The sequence below is a fragment of the Nocardia wallacei genome, assembly GCF_029868745.1.
Taxonomy (GTDB): Bacteria; Actinomycetota; Actinomycetes; order Mycobacteriales; family Mycobacteriaceae; genus Nocardia; species Nocardia wallacei_B.
The window spans coordinates 1-25,153 of sequence record NZ_JARWOP010000125.1 but is presented as its reverse complement, the minus strand read 5'-3'; the positions used below and the strand labels follow the sequence as shown (position 1 = coordinate 25,153).

Sequence of the window (25,153 nt, the reverse complement as noted above, 5' to 3'; positions counted from 1 at the left end):
CCCGGTCTACCCGCGCCAGGTCGTCCCCGACCGGGCCCTGGGGGCGGGGGTGGGCGCACCCCCCCCCCCCGCACCCCATGATCACTACGTACACCCTGCCAACCCCAATTCCCGAAAACCGTGATGTGCGGTCTGGTTCCCTGTGGGTGGAACCGTACCCGCTGACCATCGACCACACCCACGTTCCCCCTCCGTCCGCGCTTCAAACCCGCCGCAGGGCATGGCGGGTGCGGTCGGCATCCGCGGAGCAACCGTCGCGCGGCGCGCGGGAATCGAGGCCACGGCGGCTGGGCGCGGGCGGGCGGGACTGCCTTATGCTCGCAGGAGTGTCCAAGTTGACGACGGCCGCGAAGCGAATGGTGGTCGGCCGCCCATTCCGTAGCGATTCATTGGGTCATACGCTGCTGCCCAAGCGAATCGCGCTGCCGGTATTCGCCTCCGATGCCCTGTCTTCGGTGGCCTATGCCCCCGAGGAGATCTTTCTCGTCCTGTCCACGGCGGGGCTGTCGGCCTACGTGTACGCGCCGTGGGTCGGGCTGGCGGTGGCGGCGGTGATGGCGGTCGTCGTGGCCAGCTATCGGCAAAACGTGAACGCCTATCCGTCCGGTGGTGGTGACTACGAGGTCGCCACGGTGAACCTCGGGCCGACAGCGGGTTTGACGGTGGGCAGCGCGCTGCTGGTCGACTACGTGCTGACCGTCGCGGTATCGATCTCCTCGGCGGCATCGAATATCGGTTCGGCGGTGCCGTTCGTCGATACCCACAAGGTGTTGTTCGCGGTCGTGGCGATCGTCGTGCTGACCGCGATGAATCTGCGTGGCGTGCGGGAGTCGGGGACCATGTTCGCCGTTCCGACCTACGCGTTCATGGTCGGCATGTTCCTCATGCTGGCGTGGGGATTCGTGCGGATCGAGGTGTTCGGTGACGAGGTGCACGCCGAATCGTTCGGGTTCGCCCTGGAGGGCGAGAACGCGCATCTGCAGGGCATCGCCTTCGCCTTCCTCATCGCGCGGGCCTTCTCGTCCGGCTGTGCGGCACTGACCGGTGTCGAGGCCATCAGCAACGGGGTGCCGGCGTTCCGGAAACCCAAGTCCCGCAATGCCGCGACCACGCTGCTGATGCTCGGGCTGGTCGCGATCTCGCTGCTGATCGGCATCATCCTGCTGGCGCGCCGGATCGGCCTGGTCTACGCGCACGACGCCGCCGATCTGGTCGGCGCGCCGGCCGGTTACCAGCAGAAGACGCTGATCGCGCAGCTGGCGCACGCGGTGTTCCAGGGCTTCCCGGCCGGGTTCTACTTCCTGACCGTGGTGACCGCGCTGATCCTGGTGCTCGCGGCCAATACCGCGTTCAACGGGTTCCCGGTGCTCGGCTCGATCCTGGCGCAGGACCGGTTCCTGCCGCGCCAGCTGCACACTCGCGGGGACCGGCTGGCGTTCAGCAACGGCATCCTGTTCCTCTCCGGCGCCGCGATCGCGTTCGTGGTGCTGTTCGGCGCCGAGGTGACGCGGCTGATCCAGCTCTACATCGTGGGCGTGTTCGTGTCGTTCGTGCTGAGTCAGACCGGCATGCTGCGGCACTGGACCAGGTTGCTGCGCACCGAGACCGATCCGGCGCTGCGGCGGCGCATGATGCGGTCGCGGGTGATCAACGGCATCGGGCTCACCATGACCGGCGCGGTGCTGATCATCGTGTTGCTCACCAAGTTCCTGGCCGGCGCCTGGATCGCCATCGTCACCATGGCGGCGATCTTCGTGCTGATGAGAATGATTCGCCGCCACTACGATTCGGTGTCGACCGAACTCGACGAGCAGACCTGGGACGGGGTCCTGCCCAGCCGCACCCACTCCATCGTGCTGGTGTCGAAGCTACACCTGCCGACCCGCCGCGCGATCGCCTACGCGCGCGCGACCCGGCCGGACATGCTCGAGGCGGTCACGGTGAACGTCGACGAGGCCGACACCCGCCAGCTGGTGCGGGAGTGGGAGAAGAGCGATATCCCGGTGCCGCTGAAGGTGGTCGAGTCGCCGTACCGCGAGATCACCAAGCCCGTAGTGGATTACGTCAAGCGCGTCCGCAAGGACGCGCCCCGCGACGTGGTGACGGTGTTCATCCCCGAATACGTAGTCGGGCACTGGTGGGAACAGTTGCTGCACAACCAGAGCGCCCTGCGCCTCAAGGGACGGTTGCTGTTCGAGCCCGGCGTGATGGTGACCAGCGTGCCGTGGCAGTTGAGTTCCTCCTCGGCGAAGGCCGGGCAGGCGGGCATCGAGAGCGCGCCGGGTGCGGTGCGCCGAGGTTACGGCGAGCGGCAATGACGGGACAGCGCCTGAGGTGTGTCGCGAGGTTCACGGCCCGATGCTGCTCAGAGCGGTTCTGGCCTGCTCACCGGTGGTGTGACGACCGCCCCGCCGTCGTGTCGGTGGGTGGGCGATGAGCGCCGGGCGTGGAAGTGATTGGGAGGAGGAAGTTTTCGAGGTTCGGCTGGGTGCCCCCGGGCACGGTGGGTTCTGTGTCGCGCGGTACGAGGGGCGGGTGCTGTTCGTGCGGCACGGACTGCCGGGGGAACTGGTGCGGGCGCGGGTGACCGAGGATCGCGGGAAGTCGTTCTGCCGGGCCGACGCGGTCGAGATCCTGGAGGCGTCGCCGGATCGCGTGCCCGCGACGTGCCCGGTATCGGGCCCGGGCGGGGCCGGTTGCTGTGACTTCTCCTTCGCGACACCCCGTGCGCAGCGGGAACTGAAGGCCGCCGTGGTCGCCGAGCAGTTGCGCCGGGTGGCGGGCTGGGAGACCGAGGTCGAGGTGGAGCCTATCCCGTTGGGCGGCAGTGTGTTCGAGCACCGGCCGAACGCGCAGGGGGCCGGCGGGTGGCGGACTCGGGTGCGGTTGGTTGTCGATGCGGACGGGCGCGCGGGGGTGCACCGGTATCGCAGCACCGATGTGCTGGCGGATCTGCGCTGCCCGCAACCGGTTTCGGGCGCCATGGACGGCATTGCCGAGCGGACGTGGACGCCGGGCGCGGAACTCGTCGTTGCCGTCGACGGAGACGGCCTGCGGCACATCGTGGAGCTGGCGCCCACGCGGCAGGGTGGTCGCCACGGCGGAGATCGGCGCAGCACCGCGGCGCGGCGGGCGGCGGCGCACGCGGCCCGGCCCGAACGGATCGTCGAAGGCAGCGGGCGGGCGGTCCAGTACGTGGCCGGACGACGCTGGGAGGTGTCGGCGACCGGTTTCTGGCAGCCGCATATCGGTGCGGCGCAATGCTATTCCGATGTGGTCGCGGAATGGTCGGCGGCCGAGCCCGGTGCCACGGCGTGGGATCTCTACAGCGGCGCGGGCGTATTCGCCGCCCGTCTCGCCGAGCAGGTGGGGGTCGCAGGTGTGGTGCACGGCGTCGAAACCGCGCGCTCGGCGGTGGCCGACGGCACCGCCGCACTGCGCGACCTGCCCACGGTCGGCCTGAGCGCGCAGCGCGTGGAACGCTGGCTGACCGACCGAACCGATTCGCCCACACCACAAGTCGTCGTCCTCGACCCGCCACGCGCCGGTGCCGGGAAGGGCGTGATCACCGCCCTGGCCGCCGCCACCCCCGCCCGCATCGTCCACATCGGCTGCGACCCAGCCTCTTTCGCCCGCGACATCGGCCTCTACCGCACAGCGGGCTACCACGTCACCCACCTCCGCGCCTTCGACGCCTTCCCCGCCACCCACCACGTCGAATGCCTCGCCCTCCTGGAGCGCACCAGTCCCTGACCGCCACACCATTCCTACGGCGCAAGTACGGCAAAGGTGTCCTGAGCCCGCTCCACGGCCCGGCGACTCTTGCGCGAATTCGGCTACGCGGTCGCCAGACGCCACGGCGAGTGCGGCCTCACTGAATGCGCGTGGAGGGCCTGGCGGCGGTTGTTGTGCCCGTCAGTCCAGAAGCCAGGTGGCGCGGAGGGTGGCGGAGAGTTCGGATTCGCCGTATTCGATGGGGACGGGGGAGGCCGGGGCGGCCATCGCGACCATTTTGAACTCGGAGCCGCCGAGCGGGGCGGGGGCGGCGGTGGTGTTCTCGGTGATCTCGAGTACGGGGCCCAGTGCGCGGCCGGCGCGGGCGGCGTAGCGGGTGGCCTTGGCGTGGGCGTCGTCCCAGGCGGCGTCGCGGGCGCGCACCAGCAGGGTTTCGGTGTCGGCGAAGGTGAGGTTCAGCCCGCCGAGACGGACGTCGTCGCCGCCCGCCTCGACGGCGTGGGCCACCACGGTCGCCGGATCGGGATCGCCGGAGTCGGTCCGGTCCGTGCGCAGCGACACGGTCAGCGCGGTGGTCGCCACGTAGCCGGTGATGCGGGAGCCGCTGTCCTCGGTCCACGTGGTCTCGGTGCGGACCGACAGCCCGCTGGTGCCGATGTCGGTGGAGCGCACGCCGTCCCCGCGCAGCGCGGCGGTGACTGCCGCGGTGCGCTCACCGGCTTGGCCGTAGGCGAGCGCGACCGTACTCGCGCGGGTCTCGATGGAGATCGACACCTGCATCAGGTCCGGCGTGCCGTGGGCGGTCCCGTGCCCGAAGGTGGTGACGGTGGCGGGGTGGTGTCGGTCGTCGTCGGTCATCCGGCCTCCTGCGTGGGTGATCGGTGCGGCCACCCGGTCCGCCTCCGACGCGTCCGAGCAGTGTTCTCGATACTGCCCTGTCGCACAGCCGTTGCCCAGCAGGTGGTCCGGTGCGGATATGTCACGCCTCACAACACGCCGCAGTGTCCTGGGCGCGCTTGCCATTCTGGTCATCAGGGTCCTGGACGGCTCCGTAGACTGTCTGAAACTAACGAGCCATCCAGAGGGAGTAATAGCGGTGGGAGTTCTTTCCCGGGTCGATACGCCCGAGGACCTGCGCCGGCTCACGGCGTCGGAGCTCGAGCAACTCGCGGAGGAGATTCGCGAGTTCCTGGTTCGCAAGGTCGCGGTGACGGGTGGTCATCTGGGACCGAACCTCGGAGTGGTGGAGTTGACGATCGCGCTGCATCGAAGTTTCGATTCGCCGGCCGATCCCATCATCTTCGACACCGGCCATCAGGCCTACGTGCACAAGATCCTCACCGGCCGCCAGGACGGGTTCGACACGCTCCGCAAGCAGGGCGGGCTGTCCGGCTACCCGAGCCGGTCCGAGAGCGCCCACGACTGGGTGGAGTCCTCGCACGCCTCGGCCTCGCTGTCCTACGCCGACGGCCTGGCCAAGGCGTTCGCGCTGACCGGCCAGCGGCGGCACGTGGTCGCGGTGGTCGGCGACGGCGCGCTCACCGGCGGCATGTGCTGGGAGGCGTTGAACAATATCGCCGCCGGACCGGACCGCTCGCTGATCGTGGTCGTCAACGACAACGGCCGCTCCTACTCGCCGACCATCGGCGGTCTGGCCGACCGGCTCAGCGCGCTGCGCATGCAGCCCGCCTACGAGCAGGCGCTCGACGCCACCAAGCGGTTCGTGCAAGGGATTCCGCACGTGGGCAGCTCGGCGTATTCGATGCTGCACGCACTCAAGGCCGGGATCAAGGACGCGGTGGCCCCGCAGGAACTGTTCAGCGATCTCGGCCTGAAATACCTCGGCCCGGTCGACGGTCACGATACGGCCGCGCTGGAGGCTGCGCTGCGGCGCGCCAAGGACTTCGGCGGCCCGGCCATCGTGCACGTGGTCACGCAGAAGGGGCACGGGTACCGGCATGCCGAGGACCACGAGGCCGATCAGATGCACTCGATCGGCGCCATCGATCCGGCGACCGGCCAGCCGCGCGGCGGCAAGTCCGTCGGCTGGACCTCGGTGTTCTCCGATGAGCTGATCCGTCAGGGCGAGCAGCGCGACGACATCGTCGCGATTACCGCCGCCATGCCCGGCCCGACCGGGCTGACTCCCTTCGGCAAGCGCTTCCCGGATCGCATGTTCGATGTCGGCATCGCCGAACAGCACGCCATGACCTCCGCGGCCGGCCTCGCCCTGGGCGGGCTGCACCCGGTGGTCGCCATCTACTCGACCTTCCTCAACCGCGCCTTCGACCAGTTGCTGATGGACGTGGCGCTGCTGCGCCTGCCGGTGACCCTGGTGCTCGACCGGGCCGGGGTGACCGGCGACGACGGCGCCAGCCACAACGGCATGTGGGACCTGTCGGTGCTGGGGATCGTGCCCGGCATCCGCGTCGCGGCCCCGCGCGACGCGACGACCCTGCGCGAGGAACTGGCCGAGGCGCTGTCGGTGCAGGACGGCCCGACCGCCGTCCGCTTCCCGAAAGGCGCTGTGCCCGAGGACCTCTCGGCGGTGGAGCGGTTGGACGGCGTGGACGTGCTGCGCATGCCCGAGGGCGGGACCGCGCAGACCGTCCGCGGCGACGTGCTGCTGGTCGCGGTGGGTCCGTTCGCCCAGCACGCCGTGCAGGCCGCGGATCTGCTGACCGCCGAAGGCTTCTCGGTCACCGTGCTGGATCCGCGCTGGGTGCTGCCGGTCTCCGACACGGTGGTGAAGCTGGCCGAGAACTACCGGCTGGTCGTCACCATCGAGGACGGCGGCATGCACGGCGGCATCGGCTGCACGCTGTCGTCGCGGCTGCGCGCGGCGGGCATGGACGTGCCGACCCGCGATCTCGGTGTGCCGCAGCAATTCCTGGACCACGGCTCACGCGCCCAGATCCATCAGGAGTTGGGTCTCACTCCCGAGGACATCGCCCGCCGGGTCACCGGCTGGCTGGGCGGGATCTGAACCTCCGCCGGTACCCGACCTCCGGGTAGCCGTCGGCCGTCGCGTCGTCCGGTTCGGCTGTCGGCTCGGGACTTTCGCGAAGATTCTGTAACAGGTTACAGTTCCTCCCAGTCGTCCGGGAGGTAGTCGCATGTCGTTCGTACTCGTCGAGAAGCCGCGTCCGCAGATCGCGCTGGTCACCCTGAACCGCCCCGAGCGGATGAACGCCATGGCCTTCGACGTGATGGTCCCGCTGCGCGAGACGCTGGAGGCGGTGGCCGCCGACAACGACGTGCGCGTGGTGGTGCTCACCGGCGCTGGTTCCGGCTTTTGCTCCGGGGCAGACCTGCAAGGCGCGGGCAAGGTGCCCAATGTCGGCGGGCTCACCCGCACTACCGTCGCGCGCCGCTCGATGGACCTGCTCAACGACGTGATGATCGCGCTGCGCCGCATGCATCAGCCGGTGATCGCGGCGGTGAACGGCGCGGCCATCGGCGGCGGCTTCTGTCTGAGTGTCGGCGCGGACATCCGCCTCGCCGCCGAGGGCGCCTATTTCCGCGCGGCGGGCATCAACAACGGGCTCGCCTCGACCGAACTGGGCATGAGCTATCTGCTGCCGCGGGCCATCGGCGCGTCGCGGGCCTTCGAGATCATGCTGTCCGGCCGCGACGTGGACGCCGCCGAGGCCGAGCGCATCGGCCTGGTCTCGCGCACGGTGCTCGCGGAGGAACTCCTCGACGCGTGCTACGACCTGGCGGAGCGCATTATCGGATTCAGCCGGGTCGGCACCGAACTCACCAAGCGCATGCTGTGGAGCGGAATGGAGGCGGGCAGCTTCGAATCCCACATGCAACACGAGGGCACCGCACAGTTGTACGTCCGGCTGACCACGGAGAACTTCGACGAGGCGATCCGCGCCCGCCGAGACCGCCGCACCCCGGTGTACGAGGACTGAGCGGGCGCTCCACGGCGGCAAGGCGACCCAGCTAGACGATCGTCATCCCGGCATGCTTTTGGCCGGGAACCACGTCAGCGCACTGAATTCCGGCCAGAAGCATGCCGGAATGGCGCAGGGATCACCGCAGGCGCTAGTCGAACAGCGCGGCTGCCAGGCGGGGGGCGGCGAGCTCGCGCTGCCATGGACGCGCGCCTCCGGCTTTCAGGTAGTCGTCGATGGCTTGGGCGGGGGCGTCCGGGGCCGTGCCGGAGCGGAATTCCGGTAGCCCGTCCCAGCACAGCCTGCGCAGCAGGTCGGGGGTGAGCAGGTTTTCCACCGGTATCGAATGTTCTTCCGACAGTTCGCTCATGGCGGCGCGAGCGCGGGTGAGGCGGGCGGCGGCGACCGGATCGCGGCGCTCCCAGCGGTTCACCGGGGGCGGACCGTCGTAGGGCTGGGTCAGTGTCGGCAGGTCGGATTCCGGTAGTGCCCGGGCCCGGTCCACCGCGGCCAGCCACTCCCGCGAATGCCGCCGCTGGCGCGGGCCGCCGAAGACGGGCAGCGCGCGCAATTGGCCGATCGATTTCGGATCCGCCTGCGCCGCAGCGATGATCGCCGAATCCGGCAGTACCCGCGCCGGCGCCACATCCCGGTGGCGCGCCAACTGGTCACGGGCCGACCATAATTCGCGCACCACGGCGAGCTGACGTGTGCGGCGCAGGGCGTGGATACCGGAGGTGCGCCGCCAGCGGTCGGCCTTCGGCGCGGCGGGCTCGGTGGTGCGCACATGCTCGAATTCCTGTGCCGCCCACTCGGTCTTGCCCTGCTTCTCGAGCGAGGCCGCGACCTCGTCGCGTAACTCGAGTAACAGCTCCACGTCGAGAGCGGCGTAGTTCAGCCATTCCGCGGGCAACGGGCGGGTCGACCAGTCGGCCGCGCCGTGCCCCTTGCGTAGCTCGCGGCCCAGCAGCTTCTCCACCATCGCCGCCAGCCCGACCCGCTCGAACCCGGCCAGCCGCCCGCCCAGTTCGGTATCGAACAGTCGCGCCGGCCGCAGCCCCAGTTCGGCCAGCCCGGGTAGATCCTGGTCCGCCGAGTGCAGCACCCACTCCAGGTCGTTGATCGCCTCGGCCAGCGGCGCGAGCGCGTCGGTCACCGGGATCGGATCGATGAGGAAGGTCCCCGACCCCCGGCGGCGCAATTGGATCAGATAGGCGCGGTTGGAATAGCGGAACCCCGAGGCGCGCTCGGCGTCCACGGCCAGCGGTCCCGCGCCGGCGGCGAGGCGGGCCGCGGCGTCGGCGACGGCCGCGGCCGTCTCGAGCACCGGTGGCACGCCGTCCACCGGCGCCAGCAATGGCACGACGGCATCGTCGTTCCCTTCGATCCGCGTGGGGTTCTCGGACTCGTCGGCAACGGGCATAGCCCAGAACTTTACGTGGCGGTCAGAACTGGTCGTCGGCAATCTGCGGACGCGGCCGCAAATGAGTTATGCCCGCGGGCGGCAAACCGGCCGCGTAGGCCAGTACTTCGCAGAAAGCCTCGACGTGTGGTCCGAGATCTGTGGAGCCAACCGTCCAGGATGCTCGCAGCTCCAGCTGGTAGGCCCGCGGGGGACCGGCAATATCGCCGTAGCGGACCGAACTGGTGGAGGTGACGGTGCCGCCCAGCGCGGTGAACGGCTCGGCCCGCGATTCCAGGGCGTCCACCAGCCAGCTCCAGGCCACCTCCGGCAGCAGCGGATCGCCGGCCAGCGCGGCGTCGATATCGGCCTGGATGTAGGCCACGAGACGGAACACACCGTGCCAGGCCTCGTGGCCGTTGGGGTCGTGTAGCAGGATCAGCCGCCCGAACGCGTCGCCCTCGGAATCGACCGGAACCACGTTCGCGTCCGGATGTTTGACTTCGGCTCCGATGGCGTATGAATAAGGTGCCAGGCGCTGTGGCGGCCGGATCGGTGCAAGCTCGATCCTGGGGTGCACGGATGCGCTGCCCATCGCATCGACCGCGGCGCGAAACTGGGCTGGTTCGCTGTCCGGGCCCGGGGTCGGTGCGGCGCCGTCGCGGAAGTCGAGCGGTGTCACGAAGGTGACGGTAGACCTGAACGGCCCGAGGCGGTCGGAGGCGCGCCGCTGCGTGCATTCTGGCGTTCGCAGTGAGGATGTGCGTCGGTGACCGTCGACCGCGTGGCGAAGACCGATCGCGAGCCCGCATACGATAGCGGTGATGAGCACTCCAACTCGCCGCCGGTTGTCCGATGCGCCGTTCCTCGCTGCCGCCACCGGCGGCACGCCGAACCGGCGTCCCGTCTGGTTCATGCGGCAGGCCGGGCGGTCGCTGCCCGAGTACCGGGAGGTGCGGGCGGGCGTCGGCATGCTGGAGTCGTGCTTCGATCCCGAGCTGCTGTGCGAGATCACGCTGCAGCCGGTTCGGCGGCACGGGGTCGACGCGGCGATCCTGTTCTCCGACATCGTCGTTCCCCTCAAGGCGGCCGGAATCGACCTCGACATCGTGCCCGGCGTGGGACCGGTGATCGCGAATCCGGTGCGTACCGCCGACGATGTGCGCGCCCTGCCCCGGCTGCGCCGCGAGGAGGTCGGCGCTGTCATCGACGGTGTGCGGCTGCTGCTGGACGAACTCGGCGGCACGCCGCTGATCGGATTCTCCGGTGCCCCTTTCACTCTCGCCTCCTATCTGGTGGAGGGCGGACCCAGCAAGAACCATGAGCGCACCAAGGCGATGATGCTCGCCGACTCCGACACCTGGCATACGCTGCTGGGCCTGCTCACCGACATCACCATCGAATTCCTGCGCGCGCAGCTCGGCGCCGGCGTGGACGCCGTGCAGCTGTTCGACTCCTGGGCCGGTGCGCTGTCGCTCGCGCAGTACCGGGAGTTCGTGCTGCCGCATTCGGCGCGGGTGTTCGCCGAGCTGGCGGCCGCCGGCGTGCCGCGCATCCACTTCGGGGTGGGCACGGGGGAGCTGCTGGGCGCGATGGGTGAGGCGGGCGCCGACGTGGTCGGGGTGGACTGGCGGGTGCCGCTCACCGACGCGGTACGCCGGGTCGGTGCAGGAAAGGCGTTGCAGGGCAACCTGGATCCCGCGGTGCTGTTCGCCGGGCCCGCAGTGATCGAGCGCGAGGTGCGCCGCATCGCCCACGAGGCCGACGAGGCGATCGCGATGGGCGCCACCGGCCACATCTTCAACCTCGGCCACGGTGTGCTGCCCCAGACCGACCCGGGCGCCATCACCGCCACGGTCGAGCTGATCCACAACCTGCCCGTGCCGTTGTAGGCGGGCTACCACTCCCCGAGCGGCCGCACGTCCCAGGACAATCGGATGCCGGGCTTGGTGTGCAGTGTCAGCGGTTCGTGCGTGTCGCCGTGGAACCACAGCCGCAGGCCCTCGCGGTCGGGCTCGCGCAGCACGGTCAGCCGGTCGACCCGGCGCAGGCGCCCCAGATAGGCGATCTCCTCGTCGCCCGAGTACATGCTCAAGTAGGCGTCTCCGGCCGTCGGGTCCAGCGAGAAGAGCACGGTCGTGCTGCGCCGGGTCAAGCGGAACGAGTGCAGCCCCACCGGCCAGTCGAGATCGTCGTGCCCCCGGGTCGGCTCGTCCTCGAACAGCCAGATCAGCTCTGCCAGGTCGGGAATCTCCATGCGGCCACCGTATGTGCCGCGGCGAGGTCGGTGGCCCGTAACGGTCGGTCGCGCTGGTGCGGGTACCTTCCAGAACAGGGCATGCGGTGGTCCGCAGGGGTGCGGCCGCCCGCGTGCGACGGTGTGAGCGGGCGAGGAGTGATCGATGCGGATCGCGGTGGTGGGTGCGGGGATCAGCGGGCTGGTGGCCGCGTATCGGCTCCGGAAGGCGCTGGGCCCGGAACTCGAGCTGGTGCTGCTGGAGCGGTCCGAGCGGATCGGCGGCATTCTGCGCACCGACGATATCGCGGGGGAGCCGGTCGACCTGGGGGCGGAGGCGTTCGTGGGCCGTCGGCCCGAAATCCCCGCTCTGCTGGACGAATTGGGTTTGGCGGACCAGCTGGTGTACCCGGCGGGGAAACGCCCACTCATCTGGTCGGGAGGGGCGGCGCACCCGCTGCCGGAACGCACGCTGATGGGAATTCCGGCCGGGCCGGAGGCAGTGGCCGGGCTGGTGGACGAGGCGACGCTGGCATGGATCGCGGACGAGCCCGCGCGGCCGTTCGACTGGGTACGCGGCGGTGACATGGCGGTCGGTGAACTCGTCGCCGCCCGGTTCGGGGAGCAGGTGGTGCGGCGCAGTGTGGATCCGCTGCTCGGGGGAGTGTATGCGGGACTGGCGAATTCGATCGGCGTGCGGGCCGCGCTGCCGACCCTGGCCGCCGCCCTCGACGCGGGCGCGGCGAGCCTGTCACAGGCGGTCACCGACGCACTGCCGCCGCCCTCGACCGCACCTGTCTTCGGCGGCATCCGCGACGGATACCGGGTGCTGCTGGACGCGCTGCTGAAAGCCGCCGCGCCCGCTCTCGAAACTAGCTGTACCCCAAGGGAACTGACGCGGACGTCGAATGGCTGGCGGCTCGACCTGGTGGGTGGGATGGACTCGGCGGGCGAGATGGGTTCGGTGGGCAAGACGGACCCGGTGGACGGGATGGGCTCGGTGGTCGCGGCGGACGCGGTGGGCGAGTTGGACGCGGTGGTCCTCGCGACCCCCGCGCCGGTGACGGCAACCCTGCTGCGTGCGGTGGCGCCTGCCGCAGCGGCCGCGACAGCTGGGATCGAGCTGTCCTCGTCGGCGGTCGTCGCCCTGGCGCTGCCCGTGGATACGCCGCTGCCCGACAACTCCGGCATTCTGGTCGCCACCGGCGAACCCTTGCGCGCCAAGGCATTCACGCTCTCCAGCCGCAAGTGGCCGCACCTGGCCACCCGCGAGGTCGCACTCGTCCGCGCGTCCTTCGGGCGTTTCGGCGACGACTCGCTGCTGTCCTGGTCCGACGACGACTTGATTGCCGCCGCGGCCGCGGACCTTTCAACGGTGACCGGTATCCCGATTACTCCTGTCGCCGCCCGGGTCCAGCGCTGGCACGGCGGCCTCCCGCAATACGCTCCCGGCCACCTCGACCGCGTCGCCACCATCGAAGCCGGTCTCGCCGATCTGCCGGGCCTCGCGGTCGCGGGCGCATACCTGCACGGCGTAGGCGTCCCCGCCTGCGCGGCTTCCGGCGCAGCAGCCGCCGAGCGCGTACTGGCACATCTCGGCTGATCGCATCGCCCGCTGATCTCGGGCATGGCGGTTGCCGAGCGGGTGCTGGCACGCCTCGGCTGATTGTTTTGCTGGGTGGCTTTTGGTGCTGTGGGTGTCGAGTGCGCGCTTGCACAACGCGGCTGGCCGTATCGGCTGCTGACTTCGGGCACGGCGACCGTCGGCCGCGTGCTGGTGCACCTCGGCTGATTGTTTTGCCGGGCGGCTTTGGGTGCCGTGGGTGTCGGGCGCGCAGTCGTACAACGCGGCTGGCCGTATCGGCTGCGGACTGCGGGCACGGCGGTTGCCGAGCGGGTGTTGGTGCAACTTGGCTGATTGCTTTGCTTGGTGGTGATGGGTGCTGCGGGCTTCGGGCGCGTGCTTGCACTACCCGGCGTACCGTATCGCCCGCTGACCTCGGGCACGGCGACCGCCGAGCGAGGGCTGGTGCGGCTCGGCTGATTCGTTTGTCCGCCGGCCTTTGGTGCCGTGGGTGTTGAGCGTGGGCTCGCGAAACTTGGCTGGCCGTATCGCTTGGGGGTCTCGGACATGGTTGTCGCCGAGGGGGTGCTGGCACGTGTGCGCCGATTGCATTGTGTAGTGGCTTTGGGGCGATGGGGTGAGGCGGTCGGCGGCGGGGTCGCGGTGGTGGGACGGAGGTGTGGTGTGTGGGTGATTTGTGGCATGGGTGGAGCGTGGCAGCGGGTACCGACAGCTGGGGATTCCCGCACGCTTTGCCTTGTCGCGCACGGCGTTTCGGCGGCGAGTCGGGGTGCGGGAACATGCACGGGGTGCGGCGGTGCGGGGGTGTGATCGGCAGTGGCAGGATGGGGGCATGGCGCGACTCGATTACCAGGCTCTCAACTCGACCATCCGGTACCTGATGTTCTCGGTGTTCCAGGTGCAGCCCGGGGTGCTGGGTGAGGATCGGGAGGCGGCGATCAAGGAGGCGAGGGAGTTCTTCGACTCGCTGGGCGAGCGCGGCGTGGTGCTGCGCGGCATCTACGACGTCGCGGGCATGCGGGCGGACGCCGATTTCATGATCTGGACGCACGCCGAGCGCATCGAGGAGTTGCAGTCCGCCTACGCCGACTTCCGCCGCACCACCGAACTGGGCCGGGCCAGCGCGCCCGTGTGGAGCAATGCCGCACTGCACCGCCCCGCCGAGTTCAACAAGAGTCACGTCCCGGCCTTCCTCGCGGGCGAGGAGCCGGGCAACTACATCTGCGTCTACCCGTTCGTGCGGTCCTACGACTGGTACCTGCTGCCCGACGAGGAGCGCCGCAAGATGCTCGCCGACCACGGCAAGGAGGCCCGCGGCTATCCCGACGTGCGCGCCAACACGGTGTCGTCGTTCGCGCTGGGCGACTACGAGTGGATTCTCGCCTTCGAGGCCCCCGAACTGCACCGCATCGTCGACCTGATGCGCGACCTGCGCGCCACCGAGGCGCGCCGGCACGTCCGCGAGGAGATCCCGTTCTTCACCGGGCCGCGCGTGGAGGTCGAGAAGCTGATCGCCGCCCTGCCCTGAACCGGTCACTGACACCGGCAGCCCCGGATTTTCGGGTCATGCGGAGGATACGGCTCCGGTCGTAAGGTTCATCCGTCCTCTCCGTCTGTTGCGTTGTCCGAGGGGTGCAGGCGCAACGAGATGGAGTTGATGCAGTACCGCTTGTCGGTCGGGGTCGGATAGCCCTCCCCTTCGAAGACGTGGCCGAGGTGGCTGTGGCAGTTCGCGCACAGCACCTCGACGCGGCGCATGCCCAGCGAGTCGTCGGTACGCAGCAGCACCGCGTCCGAGTCGGCCGGGTCGAAGAACGAGGGCCAGCCGCAATGCGAGTGGAACTTCTCCGTGCTGCGGAACAGCTCCGCGCCGCAGGCCCGGCACGCGTACACCCCGCCGGTCTCGGTGTCGGTGTACTCGCCGGTGTAGGCACGCTCGGTCCCCGCCTCCCGCAACACCGCGTACTCCTGCGGCGACAACCGCGCCCGCCATTCCTGCGGCGAGAGCTGAATCTTCGGTGCCGGTAGTGAGGTATCGGAGTCGGAACTCATGCGCACAGTCTAATGGCTCGCAGCGGTCGCCGAGGCGCGGCCGCATCGCACAAGACCGAAACGAAGTAGGCCCTGCTTTCTGCAGGGCCTACTTTCATCCGCTCAGGAAATTATCGGATCCGGGTCTTACGCCCGGTCGAATTCTCCGTCTTTCACGCCACCCGTGAACGCTTCCCACTCACTCGGGGTGAAGACGAGCGCGGGGCCGGTCGGGTTCTTGGAGTCGCGAACGCCGACCATGCCTGTGGCGAGGTGGGCTACCTCCACGCACTCGTTGCCGCCTGAACTCCAGCTGGACTTGAACCACTTCGCCCCGGTCAGATCTATGTTCACCGCGCGTACTCCTTAGCCGTCTGCCGTAGCAGAAGCTTGCTGTCTGGAACTCCCAACGCTACCCCGTGGATCACGTCGAAAGCCTTGCGATACCTTCGCACGCTTTCTGTTTGCTCCAAATATATGTTCCCCGTGTAGCTTTCGACATAGACCACGGGCGGCTCGTGGGGATAGCCCCTACTGTCTACTCCGAAGTCCAGGAGTATGAAGGGCCCTGTCGCGGTGCCCAGCGGGAAACCCGCGGAGTTGGGCAGGATTCGAACTCGCACATTGGCGGGCATGTCGGCAAGGTACCGGAGCTGGTTCGACATGACTTGCGGCCCGCCGACGACGCGGCGGAGGACTCCTTCGTCGACCACCAGGTCAACCGATACGGGAGACACCTTCCGCATGATGAGATTCTGCCGTTCACGTCGGACGCGGATGCGCCGTTCGAGTTCGGGGAGTGTGTCATCCGGGAAGTAGAGCGTATCGAGCGCGCGAGCGTAATCCTGTGTCTGGAACAGGCCGGGAATCAAGTCGGGCCGGTAGATGTGCAGGTCCTTCGCCGCTGCTTCTAGACCCACGTACAGGTTGAAGGTTTCCGGGATCACGTCTCCGTATTGATGCCACCAGTTCGGCTTCTTCCCTTGTGCAGCAAGGGCCTTCAGCGCGGAGAGCATGTCTGGGCGCTCGTACAGCTCGCACAGCGCCTCCAGGTGCTCGTCGTGGATCACCGATGCCGCGCCGGTTTCGAGGCGCTGTAAGGTGCCGTCGCCGACGCCGATTGCCTTGGCCGCGTTGCGGATCGACATGCCGTAGGCCTGGCGCATGTCGCGCAGGTAGCGGCCCAGTTGCCGCCGGGGCACGCCGGTGGTCGGGTTCGCATTCGTCGGTCGGCCCTTGGTCCCGCTCATGTGTGGTTCCTCCGTCGGTCGTGGATCACGTGTAGCCCTACTCGTGGATCACGGGTACCGAATTCTGTGGAACACCGCGCGGACTTATTTTGGATCGTCCACTGGGACAACGTAGAAATTGGCGCGAATTACTAATCGGATGATCCAAATGAGTTCTGCGTGTGCTTCGATCCCCGTTGTGTACCCGGTTGCGCGGCTGACGTTCTCTCCCCGTCCGGCGCTGCGAGCCGGGTACACCCTACACCCAGCATCGAAGCCCAGGGAGTTTTTTGATGAGCAGAGCCAAAGGTGAACCGCCACAACATGTTCCGGTTCGAAAGTCGAACTCGTACGGGGAGGAGCCGTGAGCTGGGCGGAAGTGTTCAAGAGCCCGGTGGCAATCGGCTATCTGGACAAGGATGTTTCCGGATTACGGCAGTCTGCCGACGAAGAGAAAATACGTTCGCATGCAAAGCGTTTGGGATACAACCTCGTGAAAACTGTCGCGTTCAGCAGTCGGACCGACCGGCCGATGCAGCGGCTGGTCAATGTGGTCGAACATCTCGGAGTCGAGGCCGTCTTCATTCCTGCGCTGCATCATCTCGACGGCTCGGACATTCCGCGGAAATTGCACGAGATCGCCACCGTCATCACGGTTGATCCGGAAAGCACATATCGGCGAATGCGCCGGAGAGCTGTGTCCGGATATCCGACGAAGTCCGAGTAGAGCACCTATGGAGGTGGGCTGGGTGAACGACAGGCATTTGCGGCCCCTGACCGACCCGGCGACGCGGCGGGTCCGGGAACTCGCGGCGCGGGCCGGGCGGGCGGGTTATTGGCTGGTCCGCGGCTGGGGGTCGCCGCATGCGTGGCATCTGCTCGACGCCGAAGACGGCGAGCAGATCCACACGGCCGCGACGCTCGACCTGATCGAGCGGATCCTTGATGAGTGAGATGGATCCCGGCCAAAAGCATGCCGGGATGACGGGGGCTGCGTATGCCGGGATGACGGGGGCTGCGTATGCCGGGATGACGGGGCTGCGGGGGTTACGTGAGTGCGCTCGCTTGAGATTGCGTGCGGGGCTCGGCTCGGTTCTCGTCTTCGCCGGTTGTGTCGGAGATGTTGTTGCCGTTGTGGTGTTCGGCCGGGGGTGCCGTCGATGGGGCAGTGGGTTCCGGCGGTTTCACGCCGTCGGGCAGCAGGAAGACAGGGTCGATTCCCGAGCTCAGCCGCCCGTCGCGCCGGGCTGCCAGGTAGCGGTCGCCGAGCACGCAGAACACCACGATCAGCAGCAGGCTCCAGCCGAGGGTGACGCGCAGGTACTCGAGCGTGCGCCCGGTGCTCTGCCAGTGGTCGAGCAGCCATTTCTCGTAGGTCATGAAGCCGAAGATGGCCAGCCACGCAGGCCAGTTCCGCAGTACCGAATTGCGCAGCGCCACCGTCATCAGGAACGGGAACAGGAGCATCGAGTAGTACTGCTGGCCCAGCGCGGTCACCACGAATTCGGCGGTCAGCAGCACGCCCGCGGCGGTGCAGATGAAGAACAGCTCGTCGTGCAGGTAGTAGCGGTACAGCAGCCACAGCGAGACCAGCACGACCGCGCCCAGCAGGATGCGGATGGTCCAGGTCAGCCACGAGTCCAGGCCCCAGTACGCGGCGCTGCCGGGGATCGAGCTGTTGAAGTAGTCGCGCGCTTTGAGCGAATAGGGCAGGGTCCGGTGCAGGTAATCCATCGGATCCTTGATCAGCGGCCACGCGATCGCCATGAGCGCCACCGGCACGCCCAGCCCGGTGATGAACACTCGCCACTGCCGCCGTGCCAGCGGTATCAGCAGCAGGGGCGCCAGCGTGGGTTTCACCGCGATCGACAGCCCCATCACCAGCCCGGCCCAAAGGTCCCGCCGCCCGAGCAACAGGTGGATGAACAGCACCTCGGCCAGCAGAATGCAGCCGTTGACGTTGCCGAAACCCAGTGTGTTGATGACGGTTTCGGAGGCGAACATCAGCAGCAGCGTCAGCGGCGCGGCGTAGGAGCGCACGCTGAGCTTGAACAGCTTCAGCAGCAGGTACCACGCCAGCACGATCGCCACCGCGTTCAGCGCCACGAACAGCCACTTCGACTTCTCCGGGTCGATGACGGCGAGCGGCGCGACCAGCAGGGTGCCACTGGGCGGGTACAGGTAATGGGGATCGACGAGGTCGAAGTTCTCACCGTAGATCGGCTGGCGGTTGAGGAAGGCCAGCGACGCCCGGTAGACGGGCGCGAAATCATCGGTGATGTTGAAGTTGGTGCCCTCGATGAATACCTGATGCAGCACGGTCATGACCGCGAACGGCCACAGTGCGAAGTTCAGGACCTCGGTGGTGGTCCGAGCAGTGCGAGGCTCGAGCTGGCGAAGGAACACTGGGGCACGGTACACCGGAAACCTTCGAATGGTTGCTCGGACCCGGTGTTCGGCGTGCGTTCGTGTCGCGAATACCGTCTCAGGCGGGGCAGGCGGTGCCGTCCTGCGGCAGCTTCGCCTCCTTCGCGTATTCGTTGATGTACCGCTGGGCGCAGCCGGTGTGCGTGAAGACCGGATGACCCCAGCCCTGCCACTCGACGGAGGCGGTGCGCGCCCCGGCCGCGCCGAGCACGCCGGTCACCGCGGGCCGTCCGTCGCCGCCCACCACCGGGTCCGCGGCGGCGCCCAGCACCAAGACCGGGCCGGAGTACTTCTCCGGCAGCTGCGGCGGACTGGGTACCGGCCACGCGCTGCACGCCATCAACCGGGTCGCGGCGGCCTTGCCGAACGCCGGATATTGCCCGCCCCAGGCGGTCACGAGGTCCTTGGCCCGAGTCGGCGTGGCGGGCTGCTGGTTGTCGCTGCAGCGGGCGACGAACTGCCCGTCCGAGTCGACGGCCGCCGATTCGCGCAGCACCAGGTTGTCGAGCGAGCCGCGATCGCCGCGCCCTGCGGCGGCCAGCGCGTCGGCGAGTTCGGTGATGTGGCCGACCTGGTCGGCGCGCGGGTCGCCGAGGAAGCCGGAAATGGTGGTGAGCAGTACGCCCGCCGACAGGTCGCCCAGCTGTCCGGCCGCCGCGCGGTTCACCAGATCGGTCACGGCCGCACGGGGATTGGCGCCCAGCGCGCACCCGATCGCGGCACAGCGCTGCGCGAAACCGGTCAGCGCCGCCTCCGCGCCCTTGACCCGTTGCTCGGCCCGCCCGACCGCGTCGGCGTTGACGGCCTCGGGGGAGTCGAGCACCAGCCGGGAGAGGTGATCGCCGTATTTGGCGGCGTAGCTCATGCTCACCCGGGCGCCGTTGCCGGTGCCGAGCAGCGCGATCGTGTCCACCTGCCATTGCTTGCGCAGCTGCTCGATGTCGTCGGCGGCGTGCGCGGCGTCGAAGGTGCCCTGATACGGCTGCAGGAAGTCTTGGCAGGCGATGGTCGCGTCCTGGCTCAGCTTGGCCATGGTGTCCACGGGATCGCCGCCGCCCGGGGCGGATTGGCCGTTGTCGGCCACCGCGCGACGGGTCTCGAGGGGCATGCAGTCGATCGGCTGCGAACTGCCCATGCCGCGGCGGTCCACCGCGACGATCGGGTGTTCGGCCAGCACCGCCGCGGCCGGTCCGGCGGCCAGGCCCGCGACGGTGGCGGTGGAGGAACGATCGCTGCCGGAGGTCAGCACCAGCGGTGCGGCTCCGGCCGGAGTCTGCTGCAGCCGGGCTCGCACCGCGCCGTTGCGGAAGGTGCCGAGGATGGCGCCGCCGGCGTCGATCGGCGTCGAGTACTCGGCGCATTCGATGATCACGCCGGCGGGCGGGGCGCCCAGACCCAGCAGATTGAAGGTGGGCACCGCGCAGTCACGCCAGCTCAGGTCGGTTTTGGGGGACTGCAGCGCGGGTGGCGCGGGCGCCGCCGAGACTGTCGATTTCGCGCCACCGGCCTCGTGCGGTCGCTCGACCGCGACGCCGGGCCGCTCCGAGGGCCCCGCGCCGCACGCGGCGACAGTGAGGAGAACCGTCAGCGATGACGTCGCCAGCAAGGCGGCCCGAGTCCAGCGCATGCGCTACAGCCTGCCAGGTCCGGCGCGCCGTTTCAGCCTTGGGTCGCTGCGCGCTCCCATCGGGTCAGCAGCGTGCCGTCGTCGTCGACGAGCACCTGCCGCAGGGCCATCGGGGTCGGCAACGCATTGGGCGACACCGCGATTCGACCCGCCGTACCCCCGACGAGCAGGGGAGACAGGGTCAGGCACAGCTCGTCGGCGGCACCGGCCGAGATCAGTTCGCCGAACAGCGACGGCCCGCCCTCGCACAGCACCCGCAGCAGCCCGCGGGCCGCCAGCGCCGCCCGCAGGTCCGCGCCGGTGACCATGGTGTCGCCCGCTTCGATCACCTCCGCGCCCGCCTCGGCGAGCAACCGTTTGCGCTCGGCGGGGGCGGCCGCGGTGGTGAACACCAGCGGCGCGCGCTGAGTGTCGGTGAACAACCGGCAGGTCGGGTCCAGGGCGGCGCTGGCGCTGACGACCGCGACCGGCGGCGGCGCGCCGTCCGGGGCTCCGCCGAGGCCGTGCTGGTAGAGGCGGGTGCGCCGGTGCGTATCGGTGCGGGCGCCGGCGTAGTTCTCCGCCCGGACCGTGCCCGCGCCGACCAGGACCACGTCGGCGAGATCCCGCAGGATCATGAAGACATCGTGGTCGGCGGTCGTGCCGAGCGCGCCGGACCGCCCGTCCACGGTGACCGCGCCGTCGATGCTGGACACGAAGTTGACTCTGATCCACGGCGATTCGAGCCGGGCGGGATAGGCGTACAGCCGCACCAGGTCGTCCTTGGTGAGCGCTGTGAACTGGATCGCATTGGGAGCACGCTGCATAAGTTCCGATCACACCACGTCAGTACGCTACTCGCGTGCAACAACGCCTCGCCGATCGTCATCCGGAGGTTCCGGCCGATCAGCTCATCGCCCAGATGGTGCCGCCGCCCACCTTCGACGAGGTGAGTTTCGCCTCCTACATCCCGGATCCGAAGGAGCCGACCCAGGCGGCGGCCGTGGAGAAGGCCGAGCAGTTCGCCGGGAAGGTCGCGAAGATCCACGCGGCGGCCGGGAAGAAGAATCTGTTCGGGAAGAAGAAGCAGGTCGACGGTGCCGGGCTGTACCTCGACGGCGGATTCGGCGTCGGCAAGACGCACCTGCTGGCCTCGATCTACCATGCCTCGCCCGCGCCGAAATCGTTCGGCACCTTCGGTGAGGTCACCAATCTGGTCGGCGCGCTCGGCTTCACCAACGCCGTGGATCGGCTGGCGGGCAACAGCGTGCTGTGCATCGATGAATTCGAACTCGACGATCCGGGCGACACCATGCTGGTGTCGCGGCTGCTGACCGAGCTGACCGCGCGCGGGGTGTCGGTGGCGGCGACCTCGAACACGCTGCCGGATCAGCTGGGCGAGGGCCGGTTCGCCGCTCAGGACTTCCTGCGCGAGATCCGCAAGCTGGGTTCGCTGTTCGACGCCGTGCGCGTCGACGGCCCGGACTACCGCCACCGCGACCTGCCGCCCGCGCCGGAGCCGACCGCGTCCGATCGGCTCACCGAGAAGGCCGCGGCCACACCGGGTTCCACCCTGGACGACTTCGACGAACTGCTGCAGCACCTGAGCACGCTGCACCCGTCGCGGTACGGGGCATTGATCTCCGGCGTGTCGGCGGTGTTCGTGTCGAACGTGCACACCGTCACCGATCAGGCGGTGGCGCTGCGCGTGGTGGTGCTGGCCGACCGGCTCTACGACGCCGGCATTCCGGTCACCGTGTCGGGGGTGAAGCTGGACCGGATCTTCTCCGAGGAGATGCTCGGCGGCGGCTACCGCAAGAAGTATCTGCGCGCGATCTCGCGGCTACTGGCGCTGTCCCGGTTCGAGGTATCTGCCTGAGTGAATCGGGGCCGAGCTGCCCGTCTGAGCGACTGACCAGTCGGCGTAAGGTGAGCAATCGAGTTCGCCGACAGGGATGACCGTGCCATCCGCACGATGGCCGCCGGACTGTCGGCCCGAGGATGGGAGCTGTCATGGTTCGTCGTTCGACCCGCGGCACCGCGGCGCTGGCCGTCGCCGCTACCCTCGCATTCGCTCCTGTGGCGGGTACCGCGCTGGCCGCCGATCCGCCCGCCGCGACCACCTCGGTCCTCGACGGCACCGTTGATCGCTCGCTGGCACTGCAGGGTGTGCAGAATGCCCGCGACCTCGGCGGCTACCGCACCACCGACGGCCGCACGGTGGCGACGGGGCTGGTGTTCCGCAGCGGCGAATTGAGCAAGGCCACCGACGCCGACTTGGCCGTGCTCGCCGATCAGGGCGTGCGGATCGACGCCGACCTGCGCACCTCCTTCGAGCGCGCGTTCGCCCCGGATCGAGTGCCCGCGGGCGCCACCCAGCAGATGGTGGACGTGATCGGGCAAGCGCCGCCGCAGGTCCTGGCCTCGACTCTGACCGCCGGGCCCGATCTGTACCGCGCGTTCATCACCGCGCCGGGCGCGAACGAGGCCTTCGCCGCGATACTGCGCGACATCATCGACACCCGCGACGGCGCGGTGCTGTTTCACTGCACCGCGGGCAAGGACCGAACCGGCTGGGCGTCGGCGGTCCTGCTCACCCTTCTCGGTGTGGACCGCGACACGGTGAACTACGACTATCTGCTGTCGAACTACTACCGCAATGCCGGGCCGGACGACTCGCTCAACGGCGTGGTGCTCCCGGCGCTCGACGCCGCTTTCGACCAGGTCGACCAGAGCTACGGCAGTTTCGACAACTACGTGCGCGACGGCCTGAAACTGACCGAGGACGATATCGCCGCGCTGCGCGCGAAAATGCTGTCCTGACAGCGACTTCCGGCCCTGCCGGAGTATTCCCGTTGACACGGCTACCGACCGCGGCTACCTTTATGTCCGGTATGGGCACTTTGTTGATCCTTCTGTAGTCGAAACCCGACGCGTAGAGCCACGCTCCGCGTCGAATCCCGCACAGCTCAGGCTTTTTCACTGATTCGTGCTGTGCGGGTCCATCGACATCCGGCACTGCCGGAGACAGGAGGATTCGTATGCCTACCGCTGCCCAACTCACCCTTTCCGACGTCACCAAGCGCTACGACGACCGGCTGATCCTCGATCGCGTCTCGCTGACCGTGAAGCCCGGCGAGAAAGTGGGTGTCATCGGCGACAACGGCGCCGGAAAGTCCACGCTGCTGCGCCTGCTCGCCGGGTCCGAACATCCGGACAACGGTGCGGTGACGGTGCAGGCCCCCGACGGTATCGGCTACCTGCCGCAGACCCTCGGCCTGCCCGAATCCGCCACCGTCGCCGCGGCGATCGACCACGCACTGGCCGACCTGCGGGAGCTCGAGCGCCGACTGCGCGCACTGGAAACCGAACTGGAACACGGTGCCGCGCAAGGCGAAACGCTCGACGACCGCCTGGCCGCCTACGGCGACCTGATCACCCGCTTCGAAGCCCGTGGCGGTTACCTGGCCGATCAGCGGGTCGACGTGGCACTGTCCGCGCTCGGCCTGCCCGGCCTGGACCGCGCGCGTCCGCTGGGCACCCTGTCCGGTGGCGAACGGTCCCGGCTCGCGCTGGCGGCCACCCTCGCGGCCGCGCCCGAACTGCTCCTGCTCGACGAGCCCACCAACGACCTGGACGACACCGCGGTCGCCTGGTTGGAGGAACACCTGGCGGCGCACCGCGGCATGGTGGTCGCGGTCACCCACGACCGGGTGTTCCTCGAGCGCATCACGTCGACTGTGCTCGAGGTGGAGGCGGGCCGGATCACCCGGCACGGCAACGGGTACGCCGGGTACCGCGCCGCCAAGGCCGCCGAACGACGCAGGCAGCAACTGGAATTCGAGCGCTGGCGCGCGGAGTTGGATCGCAACCGTCGCCTCGCGGAGTCGAATGTGGTTCGGCTGGAGGCCATTCCGCGCAAGCTGCCGCTGGCGGTGTTCGGGCACGGATCATTCCGGACCCGCGGGCGGGGGCACGGGGCGGTGGTGCGCATCCGCAACGCCAAGGAGCGGGTCTCCCGGTTGACCGCCGAACCCGTTGCACCGCCGCCGGATCCGCTGCGGTTCACCGCCGAACCGCGGCGCGCCACCGGAGCTGCCGACGGGCCGGTGGCGCTGCTGTCCGGGGTCGCGGTCGGCGATCGGCTGCGCGTGCCCGAACTGCGGATCGAGCCGGGCGACCGGCTGGTGGTCACCGGGCCCAACGGCGCGGGCAAGACCACGCTGATGCGGTTGCTGGCAGGTGAACTCGCGCCGGACGCGGGCACCGTGACGGTCCGGGGCCGGGTCGGCCACCTGCGGCAGCAGCAGACGCCGTGGCCGGAGTCGTGGACCGTCCTGAGCGCCTATGCCGAGGACCGCGGCGGACATCCCGATGAGTATGCCGAGGAGTTGCTGTCGCTGGGGCTGTTTCGCCCCGGCGAGCTCGGACTGCGGATCGGGGAGCTGTCCTACGGGCAGCGGCGGCGGATCGAGTTGGCCCGGCTGGTGAGCGAGCCCACCGATCTGCTGCTGCTCGACGAGCCCACCAACCACCTGTCACCGGCTCTGGTGGAGGAGTTGGAGCAGGCGCTGGCGGGATACACCGGCGCGCTGGTGGTCGTCACCCACGATCGGCGGCTGCGCGCGGGGCTGCCCGGAACGCGAATCACGGTGCGCGGCGGCGTCGTTCAGAGCTGTCTCTGCATGACGTAGTCCAGGCAGACCTGGGTGCCGACCGCGGTGGTCTTCGTGCCGACGGTGTGGAATCCGTGCTTGGCGTAGAAGCGCCGCGCACGCTCGTTGTCCTGGTTGACCCCCAGCCAGACCCCGGCGTAACCACCGCGCCGGGCGTGGGGGGGGGGGGGGGGGCGCGGCGGGGGGGGGGGGCCCCCCCCCCCGCCGGGGCGGGGGCGGCCGCGGCGCGCAGCGCGCGCGCCCGCCCGCCCGCACGCCGGGCGCGGTGGTTACGCCGGGGTCTGGCTGGGGGTCAACCAGGACAACGAGCGTGCGCGGCGCTTC

Annotated in this window: 22 protein-coding genes; 12 read left to right on the top strand and 10 right to left on the bottom strand. The window is 69.2% G+C overall.

The features are described 5' to 3' along the window. The first annotated feature begins 326 nt into the window (after window positions 1–326). A complete protein-coding gene (locus QH470_RS10115) occupies window positions 327–2,318 on the top strand; it encodes an APC family permease (RefSeq protein WP_280272037.1) in 1,992 nt (663 codons plus the stop codon). 115 nt (window positions 2,319–2,433) lie between these two features. Next, window positions 2,434–3,753 carry a class I SAM-dependent RNA methyltransferase gene (locus QH470_RS10110; RefSeq protein WP_280272036.1) on the top strand — a complete coding sequence of 440 codons (1,320 nt, stop codon included), beginning with the start codon at window positions 2,434–2,436 and terminating at the stop codon, window positions 3,751–3,753. 162 nt (window positions 3,754–3,915) lie between these two features. Here QH470_RS10110 and QH470_RS10105 read toward each other — a convergent pair whose 3' ends face one another. Continuing rightward, a complete protein-coding gene (locus QH470_RS10105) occupies window positions 3,916–4,593 on the bottom strand; it encodes an SIMPL domain-containing protein (protein WP_280272035.1) in 678 nt (225 codons plus the stop codon). A 238-nt stretch (window positions 4,594–4,831) separates the two neighbouring features. Between QH470_RS10105 and dxs the strand changes: the two genes are divergently transcribed. Together dxs and QH470_RS10095 are read left to right on the top strand one after the other, a co-directional pair. Next, a complete protein-coding gene (gene dxs, locus QH470_RS10100; protein WP_280272034.1) occupies window positions 4,832–6,721 on the top strand; it encodes a 1-deoxy-D-xylulose-5-phosphate synthase in 1,890 nt (629 codons plus the stop codon). Window positions 6,722–6,851: 130 nt separating this feature from the next. Beyond that, window positions 6,852–7,655 carry an enoyl-CoA hydratase gene (locus QH470_RS10095; RefSeq protein WP_280272033.1) on the top strand — a complete coding sequence of 268 codons (804 nt, stop codon included), beginning with the start codon at window positions 6,852–6,854 and terminating at the stop codon, window positions 7,653–7,655. A gap of 133 nt (window positions 7,656–7,788) precedes the next feature. Here QH470_RS10095 and QH470_RS10090 read toward each other — a convergent pair whose 3' ends face one another. Together QH470_RS10090 and QH470_RS10085 are read right to left on the bottom strand one after the other, a co-directional pair. Next, complete coding sequence (locus QH470_RS10090) at window positions 7,789–9,060, bottom strand: HRDC domain-containing protein (RefSeq protein ID WP_280272032.1); 1,272 nt, start codon at window positions 9,058–9,060, stop codon at window positions 7,789–7,791. A 22-nt stretch (window positions 9,061–9,082) separates the two neighbouring features. Continuing rightward, window positions 9,083–9,721 (bottom strand): DUF3000 domain-containing protein, encoded by a 639-nt coding sequence (locus QH470_RS10085; RefSeq protein WP_280272038.1) that lies wholly within the window; start codon window positions 9,719–9,721, stop codon window positions 9,083–9,085. Window positions 9,722–9,863: 142 nt separating this feature from the next. Between QH470_RS10085 and hemE the strand changes: the two genes are divergently transcribed. Continuing rightward, entirely contained in the window at window positions 9,864–10,931 is a 1,068-nt protein-coding gene (gene hemE, locus QH470_RS10080; RefSeq protein WP_280272031.1) for a uroporphyrinogen decarboxylase, read from the top strand. 5 nt (window positions 10,932–10,936) lie between these two features. Here the strand turns inward: hemE and QH470_RS10075 are convergent, their stop codons facing one another. Further along, on the bottom strand, window positions 10,937–11,296 hold the full coding sequence (locus QH470_RS10075) for a hypothetical protein (protein ID WP_280272030.1): 360 nt from the start codon (window positions 11,294–11,296) through the stop codon (window positions 10,937–10,939). 145 nt (window positions 11,297–11,441) lie between these two features. Here QH470_RS10075 and QH470_RS10070 point away from each other — a divergent pair, with 145 nt between their 5' ends. Further along, window positions 11,442–12,878 (top strand): FAD-dependent oxidoreductase, encoded by a 1,437-nt coding sequence (locus tag QH470_RS10070; RefSeq protein ID WP_280272029.1) that lies wholly within the window; start codon window positions 11,442–11,444, stop codon window positions 12,876–12,878. 814 nt (window positions 12,879–13,692) lie between these two features. After that, window positions 13,693–14,388, top strand: a complete 696-nt coding sequence (gene hemQ / locus QH470_RS10065) for a hydrogen peroxide-dependent heme synthase (RefSeq protein ID WP_280272028.1) — start codon at window positions 13,693–13,695, stop codon at window positions 14,386–14,388. A gap of 68 nt (window positions 14,389–14,456) precedes the next feature. Here hemQ and msrB read toward each other — a convergent pair whose 3' ends face one another. The 3 genes from msrB to QH470_RS10050 form a co-directional block, all read right to left on the bottom strand. After that, window positions 14,457–14,912, bottom strand: coding sequence for a peptide-methionine (R)-S-oxide reductase MsrB (gene msrB / locus QH470_RS10060; RefSeq protein ID WP_280272027.1), 456 nt, complete (start codon window positions 14,910–14,912; stop codon window positions 14,457–14,459). A gap of 126 nt (window positions 14,913–15,038) precedes the next feature. After that, complete coding sequence (locus QH470_RS10055) at window positions 15,039–15,245, bottom strand: DUF397 domain-containing protein (RefSeq protein ID WP_280272026.1); 207 nt, start codon at window positions 15,243–15,245, stop codon at window positions 15,039–15,041. Further along, the gene (locus tag QH470_RS10050; RefSeq protein ID WP_280272025.1) at window positions 15,242–16,141 is read right to left on the bottom strand and encodes a helix-turn-helix domain-containing protein; all 900 of its coding nucleotides are present in this window, start codon (window positions 16,139–16,141) and stop codon (window positions 15,242–15,244) included. The genes QH470_RS10055 and QH470_RS10050 overlap by 4 nt, the downstream gene beginning before the upstream one ends. Before the next feature lie 343 nt (window positions 16,142–16,484). On the opposite strand from QH470_RS10050, the gene QH470_RS10045 reads away from it, so the two are divergent. Further along, a complete protein-coding gene (locus tag QH470_RS10045; RefSeq protein WP_280272024.1) occupies window positions 16,485–16,847 on the top strand; it encodes a hypothetical protein in 363 nt (120 codons plus the stop codon). Window positions 16,848–16,869: 22 nt separating this feature from the next. Then, window positions 16,870–17,073: a hypothetical protein gene (locus QH470_RS10040; RefSeq protein WP_280272023.1), complete on the top strand. Its 204-nt coding sequence runs from the start codon at window positions 16,870–16,872 to the stop codon at window positions 17,071–17,073. Between the two features lie 94 nt (window positions 17,074–17,167). On the opposite strand, the gene QH470_RS10035 is transcribed toward QH470_RS10040, so the two are convergent. The 3 genes from QH470_RS10035 to QH470_RS10025 all read right to left on the bottom strand — a co-directional run bounded on the left by QH470_RS10035 (window position 17,168) and on the right by QH470_RS10025 (window position 20,980). After that, entirely contained in the window at window positions 17,168–18,526 is a 1,359-nt protein-coding gene (locus tag QH470_RS10035) for a glycosyltransferase family 87 protein (RefSeq protein WP_280272022.1), read from the bottom strand. 79 nt (window positions 18,527–18,605) lie between these two features. Then, complete coding sequence (locus QH470_RS10030) at window positions 18,606–20,174, bottom strand: alpha/beta fold hydrolase (RefSeq protein WP_280272021.1); 1,569 nt, start codon at window positions 20,172–20,174, stop codon at window positions 18,606–18,608. A gap of 32 nt (window positions 20,175–20,206) precedes the next feature. Further along, window positions 20,207–20,980, bottom strand: a complete 774-nt coding sequence (locus QH470_RS10025) for a pyrimidine reductase family protein (RefSeq protein ID WP_280272020.1) — start codon at window positions 20,978–20,980, stop codon at window positions 20,207–20,209. A gap of 35 nt (window positions 20,981–21,015) precedes the next feature. Here QH470_RS10025 and zapE point away from each other — a divergent pair, with 35 nt between their 5' ends. The 3 genes from zapE (at window position 21,016) to QH470_RS10010 (ending at window position 24,847) form a co-directional block, all read left to right on the top strand. Further along, window positions 21,016–22,032 carry a cell division protein ZapE gene (gene zapE / locus QH470_RS10020; protein WP_280272019.1) on the top strand — a complete coding sequence of 339 codons (1,017 nt, stop codon included), beginning with the start codon at window positions 21,016–21,018 and terminating at the stop codon, window positions 22,030–22,032. Between the two features lie 134 nt (window positions 22,033–22,166). Next, entirely contained in the window at window positions 22,167–22,976 is an 810-nt protein-coding gene (locus QH470_RS10015; protein ID WP_280272018.1) for a tyrosine-protein phosphatase, read from the top strand. A 218-nt stretch (window positions 22,977–23,194) separates the two neighbouring features. Then, on the top strand, window positions 23,195–24,847 hold the full coding sequence (locus QH470_RS10010; RefSeq protein ID WP_280272017.1) for a TlrC/CarA/OleB/SrmB family ABC-F type ribosomal protection protein: 1,653 nt from the start codon (window positions 23,195–23,197) through the stop codon (window positions 24,845–24,847). The last annotated feature ends 306 nt before the right edge of the window (window positions 24,848–25,153 follow it).